16 protein-coding genes and 1 pseudogene are annotated in these 19,579 nt (G+C 46.5%); 16 read left to right on the forward strand and 1 reads right to left on the reverse strand.

Annotation, left to right across the window (positions count from 1 at the left end):
- Positions 1-114: 114 nt before the first annotated feature.
- From tssB to MES37_RS17995, 16 genes are read left to right on the forward strand one after another with little or no spacing between them, the layout of a single operon-like run.
- Entirely contained in the window at positions 115-603 is a 489-nt protein-coding gene (gene tssB / locus MES37_RS17920; protein WP_237932219.1) for a type VI secretion system contractile sheath small subunit, read from the forward strand.
- Positions 600-2,084 (forward strand): type VI secretion system contractile sheath large subunit, encoded by a 1,485-nt coding sequence (gene tssC / locus MES37_RS17925; protein ID WP_237932222.1) that lies wholly within the window; start codon positions 600-602, stop codon positions 2,082-2,084. The genes tssB and tssC overlap by 4 nt, the downstream gene beginning before the upstream one ends.
- Before the next feature lie 29 nt (positions 2,085-2,113).
- Positions 2,114-2,596, forward strand: coding sequence for a hypothetical protein (locus MES37_RS17930; RefSeq protein WP_237932224.1), 483 nt, complete (start codon positions 2,114-2,116; stop codon positions 2,594-2,596).
- A 46-nt stretch (positions 2,597-2,642) separates the two neighbouring features.
- Complete coding sequence (locus MES37_RS17935) at positions 2,643-3,065, forward strand: GPW/gp25 family protein (protein WP_237932226.1); 423 nt, start codon at positions 2,643-2,645, stop codon at positions 3,063-3,065.
- Positions 3,058-4,857: a type VI secretion system baseplate subunit TssF gene (tssF, locus tag MES37_RS17940; protein ID WP_237932228.1), complete on the forward strand. Its 1,800-nt coding sequence runs from the start codon at positions 3,058-3,060 to the stop codon at positions 4,855-4,857. Before MES37_RS17935 ends, tssF begins: the two co-directional genes overlap by 8 nt.
- Entirely contained in the window at positions 4,848-5,789 is a 942-nt protein-coding gene (gene tssG / locus MES37_RS17945; protein ID WP_237932230.1) for a type VI secretion system baseplate subunit TssG, read from the forward strand. The genes tssF and tssG overlap by 10 nt, the downstream gene beginning before the upstream one ends.
- Positions 5,790-5,803: 14 nt before the next feature.
- Positions 5,804-7,738: a type VI secretion system Vgr family protein gene (locus tag MES37_RS17950; protein ID WP_237932232.1), complete on the forward strand. Its 1,935-nt coding sequence runs from the start codon at positions 5,804-5,806 to the stop codon at positions 7,736-7,738.
- A 9-nt stretch (positions 7,739-7,747) separates the two neighbouring features.
- Entirely contained in the window at positions 7,748-8,188 is a 441-nt protein-coding gene (locus tag MES37_RS17955; RefSeq protein WP_237932233.1) for a DUF6931 family protein, read from the forward strand.
- Positions 8,188-8,487, forward strand: coding sequence for a PAAR domain-containing protein (locus MES37_RS17960; protein WP_237932236.1), 300 nt, complete (start codon positions 8,188-8,190; stop codon positions 8,485-8,487). Before MES37_RS17955 ends, MES37_RS17960 begins: the two co-directional genes overlap by 1 nt.
- Before the next feature lie 11 nt (positions 8,488-8,498).
- On the forward strand, positions 8,499-9,557 hold the full coding sequence (gene tssA / locus MES37_RS17965; RefSeq protein ID WP_237932238.1) for a type VI secretion system protein TssA: 1,059 nt from the start codon (positions 8,499-8,501) through the stop codon (positions 9,555-9,557).
- A complete protein-coding gene (tssJ, locus tag MES37_RS17970) occupies positions 9,557-10,183 on the forward strand; it encodes a type VI secretion system lipoprotein TssJ (RefSeq protein ID WP_237932240.1) in 627 nt (208 codons plus the stop codon). Before tssA ends, tssJ begins: the two co-directional genes overlap by 1 nt.
- A 1-nt stretch (position 10,184) precedes the next feature.
- Complete coding sequence (tssK, locus tag MES37_RS17975) at positions 10,185-11,546, forward strand: type VI secretion system baseplate subunit TssK (protein ID WP_237932242.1); 1,362 nt, start codon at positions 10,185-10,187, stop codon at positions 11,544-11,546.
- The gene (locus MES37_RS17980; protein ID WP_237932244.1) at positions 11,546-12,163 is read left to right on the forward strand and encodes a DotU family type IV/VI secretion system protein; all 618 of its coding nucleotides are present in this window, start codon (positions 11,546-11,548) and stop codon (positions 12,161-12,163) included. Before tssK ends, MES37_RS17980 begins: the two co-directional genes overlap by 1 nt.
- A 5-nt stretch (positions 12,164-12,168) precedes the next feature.
- A complete protein-coding gene (locus MES37_RS17985; RefSeq protein ID WP_237932246.1) occupies positions 12,169-15,582 on the forward strand; it encodes a type VI secretion system protein in 3,414 nt (1,137 codons plus the stop codon).
- Between the two features lie 18 nt (positions 15,583-15,600).
- On the forward strand, positions 15,601-18,132 hold the full coding sequence (gene tssH, locus MES37_RS17990; RefSeq protein WP_237932248.1) for a type VI secretion system ATPase TssH: 2,532 nt from the start codon (positions 15,601-15,603) through the stop codon (positions 18,130-18,132).
- Positions 18,129-19,262, forward strand: a complete 1,134-nt coding sequence (locus MES37_RS17995) for a VasL domain-containing protein (protein ID WP_237932250.1) — start codon at positions 18,129-18,131, stop codon at positions 19,260-19,262. Before tssH ends, MES37_RS17995 begins: the two co-directional genes overlap by 4 nt.
- Positions 19,263-19,342: 80 nt before the next feature.
- Here the strand turns inward: MES37_RS17995 and MES37_RS18000 are convergent.
- Positions 19,343-19,579 (reverse strand): annotated as a pseudogene (locus MES37_RS18000) (hypothetical protein); the annotation flags it as partial.

Raw genomic sequence — 19,579 nt, forward strand, 5'->3', positions numbered from 1 at the left:
TTATATAGCCGCGATGACATCAGATTAAAACTTAACATTAATTTATTTTATTCGCATCTGAGACCGTTAATCGCCACTTTAAGATAAATTTTAATTACAAACACAAGAGAACTCATGAGCAATACTCAGCATAAATTAGACAAGGCTCGGCCACCGCGCGTTCAAATTACTTACGACGTTGAAGTTGGAGATGCGCAGACGGCCAAAGAACTCCCCCTTGTTGTTGGAGTTTTGGGGGATTTTACAAGAACAACTGATTCTTTGCGCGATCGAAAATTTTTGAATGTGGATAAAGACAATTTCAATGAAATTATGTCTTCAATGAAACCGATGGCAGATTTTTTAGTAGATAGTGCGTTACCGGAACAGGAAGGAAAGCTAGCTATAGAGTTAACTTTCCAAAACATGGATGATTTCTCCCCCGATAATATTGTTCTCCAGGTTGAGCCACTAAGAAAATTGATTGAGTTGCGCGAGCAATTAAGCGATTTGCGAAATAGAGCTGCCAGTAATGAGCGTTTAAAGGAACAGTTAAGAGAATTAGCTATTAAGCAAAATACTCTTATGGGCGAATCTGATGAACAAGGAAGGGAAGAAGAATGATTAGTGAAGCGGCTCAAAATCTTGAAGCACAGTCAGCTCTCAATAATGATGATTTCCTCAATCAAGTTATCGACAATACCCAGGCGATTCGTCGCGAGTCTGATCGTGACCGCATGAAAACCCAACTGAACATGTTTTTAAGTGAAGTATTATCAGGCTCAGTAGTTATTTCCAGCGATTTAATAGGCAGTATTGAGCAACGCATCACTGCAATCGACGAATTACTGTCGAAACAGGTGAGCCTGATCATTCATGCTCCTGAATTTCAAGAACGAGAGTCCTCATGGCGTGGATTGCACAAACTTGTACAATCGAGTGTGACAGAGAATACAAAAATCCGCCTACTGCAATGCAGCAAGCAAGATTTAATTAAAGATTTTAAATCCGCCAGTGATTTTGATCAATCCATGCTGTTCAAATGTGTCTACGAAAGTGAGTATGGTACCTTTGGTGGTACACCCTTTTCTTCTTTTGTTGGGGATTTCCAGTTTGATAACACGCCACAGGATATCAATCTACTGGAACAAATATCCCATGTAGCAGCTGCAGCACATGCACCTTTTCTCAGTGCCATCTCACCAGGGTTGTTATCAATGAATGATTTCTCCGAATTACCCCGCCCTCGGGATTTAGGGAAATTATTTGACACTACAGACTACGCGCGTTGGCGTTCTTTCCGTCAAAACGATGACAGCCGCTATATCGGGCTGACTCTTCCTCGTGTTTTGGGGCGTATGCCATATGGTTCCAGAACAATACCGGCGGAAACATTTTGCTTTGAAGAGATAATTCACGAAAACGAAACAGGTACAGACTACCTATGGATAAATTCAGCCTGGGAACTTGCTGGGCGTATTATCGAATCATTTGAGGAATATGGTTGGTGTGCATCAATCCGGGGTGTGGAAGGTGGTGGTTTAGTGAAATCACTACCTGCCTACAATTATGTTTCTGAAACTGGCGAACGCACGATGCAATGTCCAACTCAAATTGCGATTTCAGACCGTCGTGAAAAAGAACTTTCTGATTTAGGTTTTATTCCGTTGGTGCATTGTAAGGGGACTGACTATGCGGCTTTCTTCGCAGTGCAGTCTATTAATAAACCGCGGCTGTATAATTCCGATCAGGCGAATGCTAATGCTCGTCTGTCAAGCCAGTTACCGTATATTCTTGCAACTTCCCGTTTTGCTCATTACCTAAAATCCATTGTCCGTGACAAAGTGGGTAGCTTTATGTCTCGGACGGAGTGTGAAGTCTACTTGCAGAAATGGATCATGCAGTATGTGGTTGCCTCTGACAATGCAGGACCGGAAACAAAAGCTCGCTTTCCTCTACGTGAAGCAAAAATCGAAGTCATTGAGGTCCCGGGATATCCGGGCACCTATCGTGCCATCGCCTGGCTGAAACCACATTTCCAACTTGAAGGTTTAAGTATGTCTTTGCGTTTGGTTGCAGATTTACCATCTAGTACCGGCGCGTAACTACGTTTGTCATTATAGGAAAAATATAAATGTCTAAATTAAAAGATTGTCAATTCATCGAACTTAAAATCGATAATGCAGTTATTGCCGGCTCTTCGGAAGAGGAAACCTATAAAAATTGGATGGAAGGCTATGCCCCTCCAGGACTATCAACTATGTCCGGCCCTGATGGAACCTATTTTGATGCAGCTAAAGTATCAATTCTTGTAACTAAAGAAACCAGTGATTTGTATGAAAAATACCTCAAGCGTGGCTACAAGAATATTACTATTACCGTTGTGCATCGTGGTTCAGATAAATTAAATCAAGATTACGAAATTCAACGTACAGTTTACGATAATTGCAACTTCCAAAGTCTGAGTTTTGTAATGCAAGACCAGCTGTTTATGGATATGTCATTTACATTTGAAGAATCTGTAGAGACCACATTTAATGTACCAAATGCAAAAGATGATGGTCTGGATAAGGTTGGCCCTATTAAATATAACATCCCTCAGAAAAAAATAGTTTAATATGCAACCCGATCACTCTTAGTGATCGGGATTCAGGAAAATTAACATGACTGCATCCCTTCTATTCCGCCTCAGCGATAATCACCCTTTATGTGAAGAGGATGATTATCACTGGAAATCATTGTCGTTTGAAATACAACTCAACGAACTAAAAATGTTGTTGATGTCGTGCTCACGATTGCCAGGTATAGAAAACATCCCGCTGGTTAATGCCTCCATACTTAATTATGGCATCGATACATCATTCAGGAAAATGAATGACATGAATTCACGGCGTGAAACGCTAAAAACATGTTTAAAGACAGTTATCGCACGTTTCGAGCCCCGACTTGATAAAGTGACAATCACTGATAATAGTGATTGCACTCATTCTATCAAGTTTGTGTTGCATGGTATTTTTGTCTCGACACCTATAGCTCTTAAATTAACGTGGAATGATTGTATCGAGAGATTTGATTTTAATGAATAGGTTACTATCTTATTATCAGAAGGAACTAAACTTCCTCAAACAACATGGAAAAATATTTGCTCGCCGTTATCCAAAAATTGCCAGACGTCTAGGTATGGACGAGGGTAAATCAGAAGATCCGCATGTCAGTCGTTTGATTGAGTCTTTTGCTTTACTGACATCACGTATCCATCAACGTCTTGACGATGATATTCCTGAAGTCATAGAAGCATTGCTCACTACATTGGCACCTCAATTTCTGCGCCCGTTACCCTCAGCCTGTATCGTGATGGTCTCCCCGAATCCACAGAAATCAGGGCTTACTGGCAAAAATGTTTTGGAGGCCGGAACGGCAATTTTTTCACGTCAAAAGACTCCTTTGCCATGCCAATTCAAAACTGTGTACCCTGTGACATTATTGCCGCTCTCACTGGATACAGCCTCACTCAGTTTTAATAGCGATAGGCTTAGCTGGCAGTTGCAACTTGATTTTCAGGTGTGGTCTGGCGCGACTGTAGCAAACGACTGCATTCGTCTATATCTCGATGGACCGAGCAACGTGGTCAATATTCTCTATACATTATTGTGTTCTGAAGTAATGAGTCTGACTTTAGTTCACGCTAATGTAAATATCTCCATGCCCCCTGGCGCCATACGTCCGGTGGGGTTTGAGGTCGAGGAAGCGATGCTCACCCGCAATACGCGCATTGCCCCAATTCATATTTTGCTATTGGACTATTTCTGGTTCCCGCAAAAGTTTTCGTTTATCGATATTCACCTCCCTGCAGGCTTCACAGTAGGAGGAAAAGGGAGATTCGAAATTTTGGCGGTTTTTAAGCGAAATGCTCTGACGGAAAAACTGGAAAAACTGATATCACTAGTGGACGCAAGTTTTTTCCGTCTCCACTGCACACCTGCGGTCAATCTATTCTCCCAGCGAGCCGAGCCAATAGCGCTAAATGATGCCTTGATGGAATATCCAGTTGTTCCAGATACACGTCATCAGACACACATTGGTGTTTGGGCTATTGAACAGGTTTTTGTTCAGCATAAGGTTAATAACAGCATAGTTCATTCCCCTGTGGTTCCTTTGTTAGAAAACCATCCTGATATTATTAATGAGAACGATTCAGGTCTATGTTGGCAGTTCTTTCATCGCGCTATCCCCGGCGAGCAGGGGGTCGAAAATAGACCTCATATCGCATTTAGTGAACGCCCTAATCGACCACCATCCCTCCTTCCGGAAGTGGTGACGCTCAGTGTTCTGTGTACTAATCATAATATTCCCAACCAGCTGCAATATGGCAGACCAGAGGGCGATTTTGAGGCAGAAGCGTCTATCGCAGCACTTAACATTGTAGCCTTGACCCATCCAACGCGTTCAATCAGTTTTTCAGATAGGAATGCGGTAAATTGGCGATTTTACGCACAGTTATCACTCAACCATCAGTTGCTTGACGGCGAGCAAGGCACACAGAGGCTGAAAGATTCCTTGGCACTTTACAATGTCGATGCTAACAACGAGCAGTCGCGGTTATTGTCGCTAATTCAGGATTTAACCTGCCGCCCAGTTACCACCCGCCTTATCAGTAATGACCCTCACTCCCTGGCTCGAGGCATTGATATAATCGTTACTTTCTCTCGCGAAGCATTGCAAGAGCCGGAATATTATCTTCTTTGTAGCCTGTTAGATCGTCTGCTGGCCCTGTACGCCCCGGTTAACAGTTTCACACGCGTCACTACCTATATCGAATTTGAAGAACAGACGCGCCGAGTATGGCCCATAAGAGCTGGGAAACTGTCATGGCTATGATGCAGATAGTCAGCAAACATAATTTCTATCAACAAATCCGTCTTCTGATGCGAAAACTTCGTGGTGGGAACACCGAGGACATCACGCTTCTGGATGAAAAGCTTCAAATATCATCCACCTTATCCCTGGATGCCCCCAATGGTCAGGTGGCAAGCCTGTATCAAGATACACCGGACGCGCCATTCGTTGTGACAACTTGGCATAATGGCTTAACTGGGGCTATGGGCGCGCTGCCGACGGCATACAGTGAATTGCTGATTGAACGTAAGTATCGCTACAGCGACCAAAGTGCAAAAGCATTCCTTAATATTTTCGAACATCGGTTGTACTGCCTCGACTATCTTGCATGGCAAAAACATCATTTATATGCGCGAGCAGAATCTGAAAATGAATCTCCGATGCAAACAGCCATTCTGGCACTAAGTGGTTTGTTGATGTCCCCTCCCTCATCAGAGCTAGTGAAACACGCACTGTTATTTTCCTCGCCAGTTCGGTCAATGGTCAACCTTGAGTGTTGGCTTAGTGCAATGTTTGACGTCCCAGCAAAAATTATCCCCTTTACAGGTGGATGGCGGCGGGTGCCAGAACAAGAGTGTTGTCAACTTAGTAATCCGACACAAACGTTAAATACCGCACCGATGCTAGGTAGCAATCGTCTTGAAGCACATGCTCATTTCGATGTTGTGTTAGGACCAATGTCGCCGAAAAAATCCAGATGCTTTATGCCACCAGGAAGTGCCTGGCAAGACGTATGGTTGCGGGTTCGGGACTACGTTGGCCCAGTGGTGGATTTCTCCGTTTCCCTCACCATCAGCAGTGCTGACCTCAGTCCGAGTCCTTTGGGAATGAGTGCTTTAGGGCTGGACCTTTGTCTTGGCTGCAACAGCGAGTCGAACCTGCATCATGTTCGATTGCCCTTGCCGACCATTTAATCAGGATTACACATATGCAATTGCCCGACTCACTTACTACATATCAGGAAAATCATTTTTTACGCTGGAATGGCGAAATTGCCGAAACAATGTTGCTCGTGTCGTTGGAAGGCAAGGAAGCGTTATCGACACCTTTTGTCTATGAACTGAGTTCTTTGACCAAAAAAAGCGAAGATGCCCTGAAGCAATGGCACGGGAAATCAGTTTCCTGTCGGATTGGCGACGGGAGCGACGACCTGCCACAGCGCGTGCTACACGGAATAGTGACACGAATTCGCTACCGGCAGCGCACGCCAGAAGAGGCAGAATGTATCTTTACATTGGAACCATCACTAGCGCTGCTGAACATGGGCCGAGTAATGAGAATTTGGCAAAATGTTAGCGTTCCAGATTTGGTTCGTACTCTTCTCAGCGATTACGACATCAATCAAGTAGACGTACAGTTGCACGGCAGCTATCCACAGCGTGAATATTGCGTGCAATATCGCGAGTCAGCATTCGACTTTATCCAGCGCCTGCTTAATGAAGAAGGTATTTACTACTATTTCCGTCACAGCGAATCAGGACATACGTTGGTTCTGGCCGATCATCCCGCTAGCCATAATGCTATTCAAAGCGACAAACTGACCTGGCACCATCACGGTAACGTCCTTACAGAGGGCAACATTGACAACTGGATCTCCAGCGCTTTGCTGCTTCCCGCAGGAGTTGTGCTGCAAGGTATAAACATGCCACAGGCGACGGCCATTGACGCTCAACAGAGCGCAAGCACTTCGCAGACTAGCATTGATGCGATCACCTTTACCGATATCACGCCGCAAGGTGAGCGCTCTCTAATTACCCGTGAAGCAGAAAATGCAATGGCAGGACGTGAAGCCAACACTCATTTTTTCGAAGCGAAAGCTAATGCCCACTGGTTGTGCAGTGGCGAGATTTTCACCCTTGCCGGACATCCATCTGGGGACAAGCCTTACCTCATTCAGTCTCAGACATTCAATGCACTCAACAATTTTGAGAACAACAGTAAGGACTACCACTGCACTCTACAAGCAAGTAGCAATGAGCAGCCGTGGCATCCACCCTACCCTTCCCATCCAGAAATTTCCGGTATTCTGACGGCTACAGTGACCGGCCCATCATCTGAAGAAATCCATACAGATGAATACGGACGGATAAAAATTAAGTTCCCGTGGGACAAAGAAAATCCAGACGACGACACCTGCTCGTGCTGGGTACGGGTCGTTCAACCTTGGAGTGGTGGAAAGTTTGGTGCTCAATTTATTCCCCGTGTTGGCAGCGAAGTCCTCGTAAGCTTCGTTCAGGGCCATCCGGATTACCCGTTAGTGACTGGCACAGTCTACAACGGGCAGAACAAACCACCTTTCACACTTCCAGATCAAAAAACTGAAAGTGGATTTGTCACACGTAGCACCACAAACGGCAGTACCGATGACGGTCATCGCTTGAGTTTTAATGACAAAAAAGGCGAAGAACTGTTAACCATCATCGCGCAGAAAGACCTCTCTTTGACGGTAAAAAATGATGTTACCACCACCATTTCCGCTAACCGCAGCATAGAGCTAACTAAAGGAAACGATCAGTTAGTACTGAAGGAAGGAGACATGAATGTCACGCTCAATAAAGGCAATTGGCAACAAAAGGTCACCGGTAGTGCTAGCACGGAACTCAGTAATGGCAACTATGACCTGAAAGTAACAGGCGGCAGCGGCAATATTAAAACTGACAAAGCATTGACTCTAGAATCCACCCAATCCATTGAGCTCAAAGTTGGTGGAAATAAAATCAGCTTATCTGCCAGCGGAATTTCGATCAACGGCACGATGATTAAGATTGAAGGGAGTGGAACCACAGAGCTAAAAGGCGCGATGACTACCTTATCGGGAAGCGGGATGACCCAAATCTCTGGCGGCATCATTAATATCGGTTAAGGAACCAACATGACAACTCAATCCAGGGCGACACTTCACCCAATTCTATGGGAAGAGAAACTGCGACAGTGGTCGCAAACTCTTTCCCCTCTATCAATCGGTATGGCACTTACTACCCTATTGCGTGAAGTGACTCCCGCAGACGGACATCCACTATTGGTAGCCATCGCTCAACAGTACAGTCAACCAGATGCTCAACGCCGCTGGCAAATCTTCGAAGATGCTAAGACTCTCGGGTTCAGCACACCAGTCGGAGTGCTGGCGCTAGCTCAGTTCTGGTCTGCAGGTAGCATGAGCCCGGATGGCCTCCCACCGGTATACCCTGAACCGCAGCTCAGTGCACAAATGCTGCATTGTGCGCTGGTCATGCTCACGGTACAACTCGCAGAAAGTCCAGTTGACGGTGTAAGCGAATTAATAGCGCGATATGCAATGCTAGAGGTCGCGTAATGGGTCAACCCGCCGCCCGCGTTTCAGATATGCACGTTTGTCCAATGGTCACTCCAGGCCTGCCACCAATTCCACACGTTGGCGGCCCCATTATGCCACCAGGTGAACCTACGGTAATGATTGGCGGTATGCCCGCCGCTACTGTCGGCTCGATGGCCACCTGCGTCGGCCCAGTGGACTCCATCATTATGGGCAGCACTAAAGTCATGATCGGAAATAAACCCGCAGCTCGGATGGGTGATAGCTGTGCTCATGGTGGCACGATTGTGACAGGTTACCCAACAGTATTAATTGGATAAGGAAAAACATCATGCTTTCAGACATCACTGCGATGTTAGTCCCGATAAGTCCGGAAAAGCCAGCAGGTGAAAATCTAGAGTACGAACAGGTGTTCGAAGATATACGCCAGGCCAGAGAAAGTGATCCGAACTACATGCCCCAGGATGAATGGTCGGTTAAAGAACCGAAAAAAGCTGACTGGAACCGGGTGCGAACACTCTGCGAAAAAGCGCTACGTGAGAAAACTAAAGACCTGCAGATAGCATGCTGGTTTGTGGAAGCACTCTGTTACCAACAAGGTCTGAAAGGTCTCATAGACGGAATTGAATTTCTAAGCGAATTTATCAGCCGCTTTTGGTTCCAGTGCTGGCCCTCTCTTGAAGAAGAGGGCGCCACTCTGCGCAGAAGTCGGCTTCTGCGACTTGATAAGGATCTCAGCCAGCAACTCTTGTGCCAACCACTATTGAGTCAACCCAATACATCACTGATTTTTTGGCGTCAAATTCTAATCTTTGAGCACAAAATTAATTCCCAGCCGGTTTCTCGTGACGACCTCATTCGTCAGGAAGGGGATTTGACTATGGAAAGCTTCAACTTGCGGTCAATGCACTTTTCTTCCATCGAAATAGGCCAACAGGCCTCAAGGGTCGATGTAGTTGGCGCAGCTATAGCTCAGTTGGAAGCCCGTTATCTTTCCCTAAGCCAGAATCAAGAGACTGAACTGTTTAGCCAAACTAGCCAGACACTGGCAGATATCACTGATTATTTGCAACGCCTAACTCAGCACACCATTCCACTGCCTGACCAAGCAATCACATTAGAACCGCTCGTCGGAGATGACATTACGCTCTCAGAAGATGCCTGGAGACGATGCGAGCCACAGACAATGAGCCGTGAACTAGCTATAAGTCAAATGCTGGCCATTGCAGGGTATTTCCGCCAGACAGAACCCTCCAGCCCTGTACCTTTTCTGATGGAGCGCGCAGCCCGCTGGGCCACCATGACGCTGCAGGAATGGCTGGCAGAGATGATTAATGACAGTAACAGTATCCACGATATCAATAATGTACTAACAGGACACGCCCGCTAATGCGATCAATGACTTTTTTTTTGTTTGTACTGGCCCTGACGCAACTTAGTAGTTGTGCGACAGCCCCGAATGCTGCCACCAGCGAAAAGCAGGCTATCGCCCAAGTTGAATCCCCCTTTTCCCAAGGAGCGATCACACTAGATATTCAGACCGATCCTGATTTAAACGCCTTTCATGGCATTGCCAACAGTTGCACACTTGTAGTGGTTCAGGCTCAGACCGTCAGCACTCTATACAAACTGCTATCGAACCCTACCGCGTTAAAAAATCTATTCAGTGCTGCTGGGGCACAGGACGACATTCTGAAAGTCGACCGTTATTCCGCAATGCCTGGACAGCGGACTGTTCTACATATAGATCGCAGCGAAAATACCCGCTACGTTGCCATCGTTGCAGGCTACTACCCATTTCCGCAAAAACAACATATGGCATTGGTGGCAATCCCCGTAACCAGCAGCAGCAGTGGCTGGTGGAACAAATCCTGGCACGCAGAATTAATACCGCTCTCGCTTAAATTTAGGCTCGGCAGTAACAGCATCAGTGAGTTTACAGGTGCTACGTTGGAACCATTATCTCTCACCTCTAGCGATGTTGTACCCACCACTTCAGCTGGGAAAGGAGAGTGATATGTATCCTGAACTACAACAAATTTATTGGTACTCAGGCGTGTATCTGCAACCACAACATTTGCAGGCTGTTGACCTTCACCATAACTACATGCTTTCGAGACAACGTCAAATGTCTCAACCATGGAACTTTGGCATGGTCCAGTGTGATTTTAACCCAGAAACACTGGTCGATTTCACCCTAAAAATAGAACGACTGCAGGCAATTTTGCCCTCTGGCGACTACCTCGAATATCCAGGTAACTGTGAGCTGCAGCCACGACAGTTCCACGACTCATGGAGGCAGTTCGAAAAACCTTTCACACTGTGGTTGGCACTTCGTCGTTTTGATCCTGGTCACGCTAATGTTGGCGACTCGCCAAATAGCCGCTGGTTAAAGCCCTCCGAAGAAGGGGTAATGAAAGACGTTTACTTCAATGGCCCTGAGTGCAATGTATCGCGCATTCTGTATAACGTACAAATCCTCAGTGATGAGGAAAAAAAGGCGGTTGTAGATTGCGAATTTCTGCCTTTGCTTCGGCTACGCTACGAGAACGATCGGGTAGTAAGCGATGACAGTTTTTGCCCACCACTTGTAACCCTGAACGGCTATTCAGCATTGAAAACAATGCTCGATGGACTGTACGCCGAACTAGCCAACCGCGCTCATCAATTGGCGGAATACAAGCACCCCGATCAACTCAGAGAGGCTAGACGGGACGATATAACTCAACTCCTCACGATGCGCTCACTGAACCGAGCTCTACCTCTGTTGCATCATTTTTGCCGCACACCTTCGATACATCCTTGGTCGATTTACGGACTCTTGGCGCAGCTCATTGGAGAGCTATCCTGTTTCAGTGAACAGTGTGCATTTAATGGTGAATGGGAAGGCGAAGATCCCCTCCTTCCTTACGACCACTTCAATCTATTAGCCAGCTTTGCTAGCGCTCGGAAGCTGATTATTGCACTTCTCAATAATCTAACACTGGAGGACAACACCTGGGTAACACTGAATGCTGACGATCAAAGGATATTCAGTGGCAATTTGCATTCGCTACCATGGAAGAAAGCGGGTTGCGTGTTGCTGATGTTGCGCTCAGAAACCCTTACGGACGCTGACCACATCGACAGCAGCAATTTTAAAGTAGCTCCAGGCTCGTCTGTACTCACGCTGATCCAGCACGCACTTCCTGGGATCAATGTTACCTGGCTTAATCCGACACCGCGTGGTGTTCCACATCGTAAAGATACCTTTTACTTCAGATTGAACCAACAAGACAACATGTGGAAAAGCGTCGAACAGCAACAAAACATTGCCTTTTACTGGGGTGATGCGCCAGCTGATCTGCAAGTGCAAGCGATATTTATGGGGGCAGAATAATGTCGCTTCTTGACTGCTATTTACCGGTGTTTAAACAGGTTTTAAAGATAATCGGCACTCCGTCGCAATTCGATGATTACCAACTAACCCGCCATGACTGCATCCAGCTGCTTGATCTGTCCATCAAAACAGCAGGAGAACTGGATATCAGTGAGAAAGAAAAAGAGGCGGCTCGTGCAGCTGTAATTGCATGGTTGGATGAAACAGTTTTACGTTCAGAGTTGATATGGCGCCACCACTGGCAAGGTGAATTGCTACAGCGTAAGTACCTCAATATCACTATCGCTGGGGAACATTTTTTCACTCTACTTAATCAGCTGGACCCCCTTGATGAACAGGCGAGGCTGGTATTTTTGTTCTGCTTACAGCAGGGGTTCCAGGGTCAATACAGCTCTCCAGACGAACAACCGGCCTTGCGAGAAGTAATTTGCGAACAACGCCGCTTTTGTTTACCGGAAGAATGGCTGACGTGGCCAAATGAAGCGTTGATCGTTCCTAAACCTCCCGCTTCCATGGGAACGATGACACAACGCCTACGCCCGCTATTAACGATGAGCGTCAGCGTTGCACTGCTGTACACCATCATTTATTTCTCTCTTTATCATTACGTGTTCTAACCACTATGTTCAAAAAATTAGCTTGTTTCACCGGCTGGCTACTGGTGCTCTCATTGTCGCTGTTATTCTGTTTCACCTTGGGTCTTTGGCAGAACTGGAGCACACCAAACATTCTGCTGTTCTGGGTACTAATGTTGTTAATGGTTATCCTGTTGTGGAGTGCGGTTTACGCTCTCACACGAGCTGTCAAGGGTAAACGCGGTCGCCGCTGGTTGGAGAAATATCGGCTCTCCCGCCGGGAGTATGTTCTGCTGAACCACTGGAATCGTGGTGCTAGTGTCATCAAACGCATTCGTCGCCAGCGAGCACATCTACCCTGGTATCTGCTGGTGGGTGATCGCTGTGGTAAAAGTACCCTGCTGGCTAGTGCAGGGCTTCCACGCTTTGATGATAACAACGATGATTCAGTTCCCGGACCGACTCGCACTCTGCGCTGGTGGTTCTTCAGACAACTTTGCATACTTGATCTATCGAGCAATTTTCTCAACGATGCTGCAAAGCATCGCCAGGCATGGGGAAAATTGATCCAATGGAGCACTCGGATCCCCCCACTATCAGGAATTATTGTCGCCCTGCCAGTTAGTGCTCTGATGAATAACGATCTCACTGTGCTACATACATTTGCTCGTCAGCAGCGGACGCTGATTGAACCATTGGTTCGTCGCTTCGGTGAGTGTTTGCCGCTGTATGTGATGGTGACACAGTGTGATATTTTCCCCGGTTTTAGCCTATGGCATCGCCAGCTATCAACTTCTCAAAATCAGCAGCCGCTGGGTTACAGCTGGCCTAAGCCACTTCATATCGATGGTCAGGATGAGTTTGCGCTTCATGCATTATTTACAGCGCTTAGAGAGGGAATGTCTCGAGTACGTCTTAGTATGGGGCGCCCAAATGTGCGTTGTGCAGAAGAGAACGCACTCCTTCTGGACTTTCCGGAAGCATTTACAATGCTGGAACCAAAGTTACGTTATGTCTTGGCCTCCTTGTGCGAACCGAATGCTTATTTCAGCCCCATTAGCCTCAGCAGCGTGTGGTTCAGTGCAACCGAGCCACAGGAGGATAATCTTGCACGGCGCAAGAGCGTATTCATTCAAGATTTGCTAGACGGGCATTTGCGCGACCAAAGCCAGAAAATGAGTTGCAAGCGTTGGTATCAGCGGACACAAGGAAAAATATTCTGTATTGCAATACTGGTGACCTGCACTCTATGGGTGACAATCAGCGCTGGTCTGAGTCTAAACCGCTTGCAACCAGGGCTAAACCATCTGTCTCCCGACGCACTGGCTAGTTTTATTCAAAGGGATGAAGAATATCCCTCTACAGCTTTACGCTATCTACCGTTTCATATGTTGTTAGAAAAACAACATGATAAAGCGGAAACACAATTAATAGAAAACACTGGTTCAAAGCAACGAACGCTGGACATGTTAGTTAAATTTCAACAGGAAGTGCTAGCAGCGCCCCCGGAGCAGCAACGCGAACTCATTTTGCAACTGAGTCACGCTGTGCTCATCTGGCAACAGATGCGTGACGGCGCAACGCTGGAAACTCTCGGCCGAAAGTCACCAATCGCTCCAGCCCTGCTACAGCGTAGCTACCCCAACACGTTGTCACCATTGACATTGATGGCACTGGAACGAAACTTTATGCAACGGCCAGACGGCGGGCACTGGTTGCAGGCCTCACGTCGCCTGCTGATTACATTGGTAAATCATGACCCAGCGCTTAACTGGCTTATAGCACCTTCTACAAACTTACCCGCATTGAAGGCTTCTATTTTCTGGCCGTCACTACCGGACAATGTCGCTCTGCCAGGTATCTGGACCTATAAAGGTGAAACTACCCTCAATGGTTGGATTGAGCAGATTGAACTCGCTGCTGGCCAACCTCTGCCATTGTTGCAGCAAGCTTTGGAACAAAACCAGACACAAAAGCAGAACGCCTGGAAAAAGTATCTGATTGATGTTACCGCCAGTCTCGCATCAAGTACCCCTGCCACATTATCGCGTGGACAGTTGATCGCCATCGGACAAAATCAAAGTCAAGCGATGTTGTTCGTCAGTCGCACCCTGGACGAGCTGAAAGAAATCCCTCCAGCACAATCTCAACCGTGGCTGGCAACCTTACGCCAGTTGAAAGAGGTAACGACAAGTACACGGGCATCCGCTCTGCGTAGCCGTGCCGACCAATTTGATCAGCATGTTCGTCAGTCGCTCACCGCTTGGTTACATAGCAATCAGCCGGAACCATCCACTGATAACGTCCCATCTACGCAGCTAGCATGGCTGCAGTGGCAAAATGCTCGCAGCCACGCAGTGAAAGAAGCTGTCGGCCGAGCAGCACCCGATGTTCAGTTGACAAGAGGTTTGTTCAGCCCTATGCAGAGCACAGGTGAAAGCAATCCCTTGAGCGAATTGTTCCCAGCTCTCGCGACTTTGCAGGAAGGGTTATCACCACAAAATAATGATGCCGGTATCGCAGCTGTCTGGTTGCTCTATCAAGATGATGCCCGACGTCTGCTGAGCAACGCCTTGGCTCAAAGCGCATGCTGGCTTAACAATCAGTGGAAGAGCGCCGTGATATGGCCAACAAACAAAGATAGTGAGCTGCGTAGTTATGAAGAACAGCAGGCACTCATTCAACAGTCGGTCAGTGATTTTCTGCGTGGTCCGGCTCACGCATTGCTGACCAGTAATAGCGACGGTCCGGCCGCTGCTGACTATGCTGGCTTGAAAGTACCTATAACGGGAGAATTTATCCGATTCATTCGCCAGACGTTTCCAACGGAAATGATAAAAGATGTTCCAGATCGATCCTCAACCCGCATAGACGATCATCGAGCATCTTTGCAGGCAAAAATTGATTCACTGAGTCTAAAGCAGAATGAGCTGGAAAAAAAAAGTTGGAAAATCAATATTGCTAGCCTCCCAGCCACAGTGCCAGGTGGTGCAAAAGTAATCCCGACAGGTACACAAGTAACCCTCAGCTGCACAAAGGGTGACCAGCAATTGAGCAGCATGAACTTCGCAGAAAAACGTGATTTTCTCTGGCAACCAGGCCAGTGTCCCAGTATGACTCTCAGCGTCATTTTTCCGGACTTCACTGCAAACTACCAACTGAATGGCCCCGATGCCTGGCCATTGTTTATCAGCAACCTCACGAAAGGTGAAGTATTGCTCGACAGCAACAATTTTGGCGACAGTGCTAACACATTAAAACTAATGGGTATTAAACAGATTCTAGTTCGCTTCATTGTATCCAACACACAGGACCTGGAAACCGCCTGGCAAAACTGGAGCGATCTTAACAACAATATTAATGATCTTGACGCGCAAATCTCCAGCCTAGATGAACGAGCAAAACCCCAATTCCTTAATCCAATTTCCTCATTGCCAGACGCTATTGCGCAGTGCAACTAATTCAAATTAGGATCCACTATGAACTCACATTTAAAATCCGTGATCGGTAAATTGAACTCGGACAGTCGTACAGCGCTTGATGCTGCAATAAGCCATGCAGCAGCACATCGCCACGTGGACGTCAGTCCCGAGCATTTATTATTATCCATAATCCAACAGGCTCCTATTCTAATGGAATCTTTAGGGTTACAAACCGGACTGCCTGTCAACGAGTTGTTGGAGGAATTGGATAAAACGCTTAAACAAGTAAATATCAGCAATGCCCCAACGCCGGTTTTCGCACCAGAATTAGTGACATGGTTAGTAAATAGCTGGTTGCTAGCGAGCGCTCGCTGGGGCCAGCAACTCCTTAGTCCAGCTGCGCTGATGGCCTGCCTGCTAGACAGCAAAGATGATTCGTACGTCGCGCTCAATGTCCAGCAGACATTACGCTGTGATCGCTTACAAGCGCAGCAATTACTGCAAACGCTTGAGGGGAAATCAACAACGTTAGATAACATTAACAGCCATCCAGTGGCTGGGTCTGCATTGAAGAAATATACTCGAAACCTCAGCGAACTGGCACGCCAGGGAGCGCTGGATCCTGTAGTGGGCCGTGAGGCCGAAATTCGCCAGATGGTCGACATTCTATTACGTCGCAGACAGAACAACCCAATCCTCACTGGGGAGCCTGGCGTTGGCAAAACTGCATTAGCTGAAGGACTTGCAATGCGGATCGCGACGGGTACCGTCCCCCTGAAGCTCAAATCGATGGAAGTACTAACGCTGGATTTAGGGTTGCTGCAGGCAGGTGCAAGCGTTAAAGGGGAATTCGAAAATCGCCTACAATCTCTACTTAAAGAGGTTTCCTGTGCGCCGCAGTCAATCATTTTGTTTATTGATGAAGCCCATACATTGATAGGTGCTGGTGGAACTGCAGGCCAAAGCGATGCTGCAAATATGCTGAAACCCGCACTAGCACGTGGAGAACTAAAGGTCATCGCTGCAACAACTTGGGCAGAATATAAAAAATACTTCGAAAAAGATGCTGCTTTAGCACGCCGTTTCCAGGTAGTTAAAGTAGCTGAACCAAATATCGATAGCGCAATCACAATGCTTCGAGGCATGGCTCCTGCCATGTCGCATCACCATGGTATTACTGTACTGGAGAGCGCCATCCATGCTGCAGTCAATCTTTCTAGTCGCTATATCACAGCACGCCAACTACCTGATAAAGCTGTAAGTCTGCTGGATACTGCGTGCGCACGTGTAGCGGTCTCCCAAACCCACGAACCTAAAGAAATTGAAACCATCACGGTACATTTACGAGCCATCCAAAGCGAATATGAGGCACTGCAACGTGAAAATGCTTCACCAGAGAAACAACTGAAGTTAGTAGAACAAATTGCCTCGTTACAGGCCACTCTTGATGCCTTACAGGAAGAATGGCTGCAACAGAATGCACTTCTAAAGCTGATGCTACAAAGTAAGAACACTGAAGAGATTGCCAGTTACCGTAATGAGTTGGCAATCCGTCATCAGCACCATGCGATGGTATTCGAATCCGTCGATGCAACTTGTGTAGCAGATGTGGTCTCAGACTGGACCGGAATACCACTTGGACGCATGTTAGAAAAAGAATACCAACAACTCGATGCCCTATTTGATCGCTTGGCTGGACGTATTATCGGGCAGGAACACGCACTCGAACAAATAGCTCGACAAATCAATATCAGTCGCGCTGGGATGAATGACCCGGTTAAACCAACGGGAGTATTCATGCTAGTAGGGCCATCTGGAACTGGAAAAACAGAAACTTCAGTGGCGCTGGCGGAACTACTGTTTGGTGGCGAGCAGAGCTTAGTCACTATCAATATGTCGGAATTCCAAGAAGCGCATTCAGTTTCAAGCCTAAAAGGATCCCCTCCAGGTTATGTAGGCTACGGCCAAGGTGGGGTATTGACCGAAGCTGTTCGGCGCAATCCTTATCGTGTGATATTACTGGATGAAGTGGAGAAAGCACATCCAGATGTGATTGAGCTTTTCTATCAGATTTTTGATAAGGGGACGATCGACGATGCAGAAGGTCAGTCAGTTGATTTCCGTAATACGCTTATTATTATGACGTCCAATCTTGCCAGTGCTTCGCTGGTGTCAGCGCTGGAAAATAAAGAGTTAAATCAGAGCGAACTATGTAGTCTGATTCGTCCCGAGTTCGATCAGGTCTTCAGTCCGGCACTAATGGGACGCATGACGCTAATCCCCTATTTGCCGCTCCGACAGGAAGCACTGGCACAAATCATTGAACTGAAACTCCAGCGCCTGTGCCAACGCTATGAACGTGCAAGCGAATCTAAGGTAACTCCAACCTGGAGTCATCAGGTAGTGACCTGGGTAGCAGAACATTGCCAAGTGAAGCAGAGCGGTGCTCGCGATATCGATCAGGTTCTGAATCAACATCTTTTGCCGCTACTAGCAGCGCGTAAGCATCAAAACAACTCAGAAAATGCATTCACAATTGACGTCAGCGCAGGTGCCATAGTATTGCTTAGCTGCATGGAGGGAGCATGAGCGTCATATTGGCCATAAGTGGAACGCAAATTTTGAAGATCAATAGCCATGATCCGCGGAGCCATCAGAGTTTTTTGCAGTTCAGCAGTGATATGTCCCAGTGGAGAAAGCATACGATTAACCAACATTGGTGGTGCGATAGAGAAAAAGAATGCTTGAGATTGTTTCAACAACATGGCTACGATTTGCAAACAGGGGTTTGGTTTTGCCTGATTGAATACCAGCTTAATGGATGGAAAGGTATTGCTAGCGCTTCGCTGCTATTCGCGAATGGTTTTGTCAGACAGCAACCGTCATGTTGGCCACCACTTGCAGCGCAGGAGCTTCGCCTACAAATACTTGATGCCTATAGCAGGCAACTTCTGCCTTTGATATACACATTGTCGATGAAAGCTGTGAGTGTCTCTGTCCTGCGACAGTTACTAAATGCTGTAGAACTGCTGGAAAAACAAGCTAACAAGCTCAAGTCGACGCAACATGAGACATTCCACCAGCTTTCAGCATGGTTGGAAACTCATATCAGCGCGAATGAAAAGCAAGCTGTTGCGCCTTTGTTAACTCCAATTTCGTTGGAATTACCTATAGAGTTATCAAGAACCATACCGGCTTCGGAGTTATCTCCATCAAAACTTTGGTTCTTGAGGTTGCTGTGGATGATACTGGGAGGTGCTGGCACGCTATCAGTAATTATATTAATGCATAAAGTTGACTACCCAGATGTGTTGCGTGTTAGCAACAATATCTGGCCTGGAAACCCCTGGGTAGAAAAGTGGCAACAGAGTCTGGAGAAAACAAGTGTTACGTTACCTATCAATACTAGCACGCAACAGCTAAATCAGCAGCTCGATACACTTGAGCATCGTTTATTAGATGCGGAACAGAAGCGTAAACCGTATATAACCATCTCTGAATTAAAAACAAGTATCTATGAAATGCGTACCAATTTGAATATTCAAACATCTATGGTGGAAAACCAACTAAATCAGCTACAAATTCAGCTTGATAATAACCAGTCTATTTCTCCTATTGCATTATATACGCTATCATTACAGATAGATGCTCTGAAGAACCGCTTGCTATTGATAAGTGGTGAGATTATTAACAAAAAAATCAAGACTAAAGATGTATAATATAAACCTAAAGTGACCATTTATTGAGATGGCGGTCCATGACACTGTCACCAGATAGTGTCATGGTTTATCAATCGAACTTAGATTATTTCAACCGGAACTCCTGGATTTAATTCTTGTAGTTTATTTCTATCTTTAACAAATTCGTTTAGTAGCATTCTTTGAAATAATGCATGACCAGGAATACTCTTTGGTGCAATAAGAATCCCTTTTACTTCCACAGGAAGAGTTGGCGGAAGGCCAGGATAAACATTAATAAAAGGTTTGCATATTACTAAAATTTCATTATACCCACCAGGAAGCGTGCGATTTAGAAT

It is taken from the genome of Buttiauxella sp. S19-1 (assembly GCF_022134725.1).
GTDB classification, from domain to species: Bacteria; Pseudomonadota; Gammaproteobacteria; order Enterobacterales; family Enterobacteriaceae; genus Buttiauxella; species Buttiauxella ferragutiae.

Coding starts and splice junctions, on each gene's coding strand:
- tssF (WP_237932228.1), top strand. CDS start 3,058: ATGAATAGGTTACTATCTTATTATCAGAAGGAACTAAACTTCCTCAAA.
- MES37_RS17930 (WP_237932224.1), top strand. CDS start 2,114: ATGTCTAAATTAAAAGATTGTCAATTCATCGAACTTAAAATCGATAAT.
- MES37_RS17960 (WP_237932236.1), top strand. CDS start 8,188: ATGGGTCAACCCGCCGCCCGCGTTTCAGATATGCACGTTTGTCCAATG.
- MES37_RS17955 (WP_237932233.1), top strand. CDS start 7,748: ATGACAACTCAATCCAGGGCGACACTTCACCCAATTCTATGGGAAGAG.
- MES37_RS17950 (WP_237932232.1), top strand. CDS start 5,804: ATGCAATTGCCCGACTCACTTACTACATATCAGGAAAATCATTTTTTA.
- MES37_RS17985 (WP_237932246.1), top strand. CDS start 12,169: ATGTTCAAAAAATTAGCTTGTTTCACCGGCTGGCTACTGGTGCTCTCA.
- tssK (WP_237932242.1), top strand. CDS start 10,185: ATGTATCCTGAACTACAACAAATTTATTGGTACTCAGGCGTGTATCTG.
- tssJ (WP_237932240.1), top strand. CDS start 9,557: ATGCGATCAATGACTTTTTTTTTGTTTGTACTGGCCCTGACGCAACTT.
- tssC (WP_237932222.1), top strand. CDS start 600: ATGATTAGTGAAGCGGCTCAAAATCTTGAAGCACAGTCAGCTCTCAAT.
- tssB (WP_237932219.1), top strand. CDS start 115: ATGAGCAATACTCAGCATAAATTAGACAAGGCTCGGCCACCGCGCGTT.
- MES37_RS17980 (WP_237932244.1), top strand. CDS start 11,546: ATGTCGCTTCTTGACTGCTATTTACCGGTGTTTAAACAGGTTTTAAAG.
- MES37_RS17935 (WP_237932226.1), top strand. CDS start 2,643: ATGACTGCATCCCTTCTATTCCGCCTCAGCGATAATCACCCTTTATGT.
- tssA (WP_237932238.1), top strand. CDS start 8,499: ATGCTTTCAGACATCACTGCGATGTTAGTCCCGATAAGTCCGGAAAAG.
- tssG (WP_237932230.1), top strand. CDS start 4,848: ATGGCTATGATGCAGATAGTCAGCAAACATAATTTCTATCAACAAATC.
- MES37_RS17995 (WP_237932250.1), top strand. CDS start 18,129: ATGAGCGTCATATTGGCCATAAGTGGAACGCAAATTTTGAAGATCAAT.
- tssH (WP_237932248.1), top strand. CDS start 15,601: ATGAACTCACATTTAAAATCCGTGATCGGTAAATTGAACTCGGACAGT.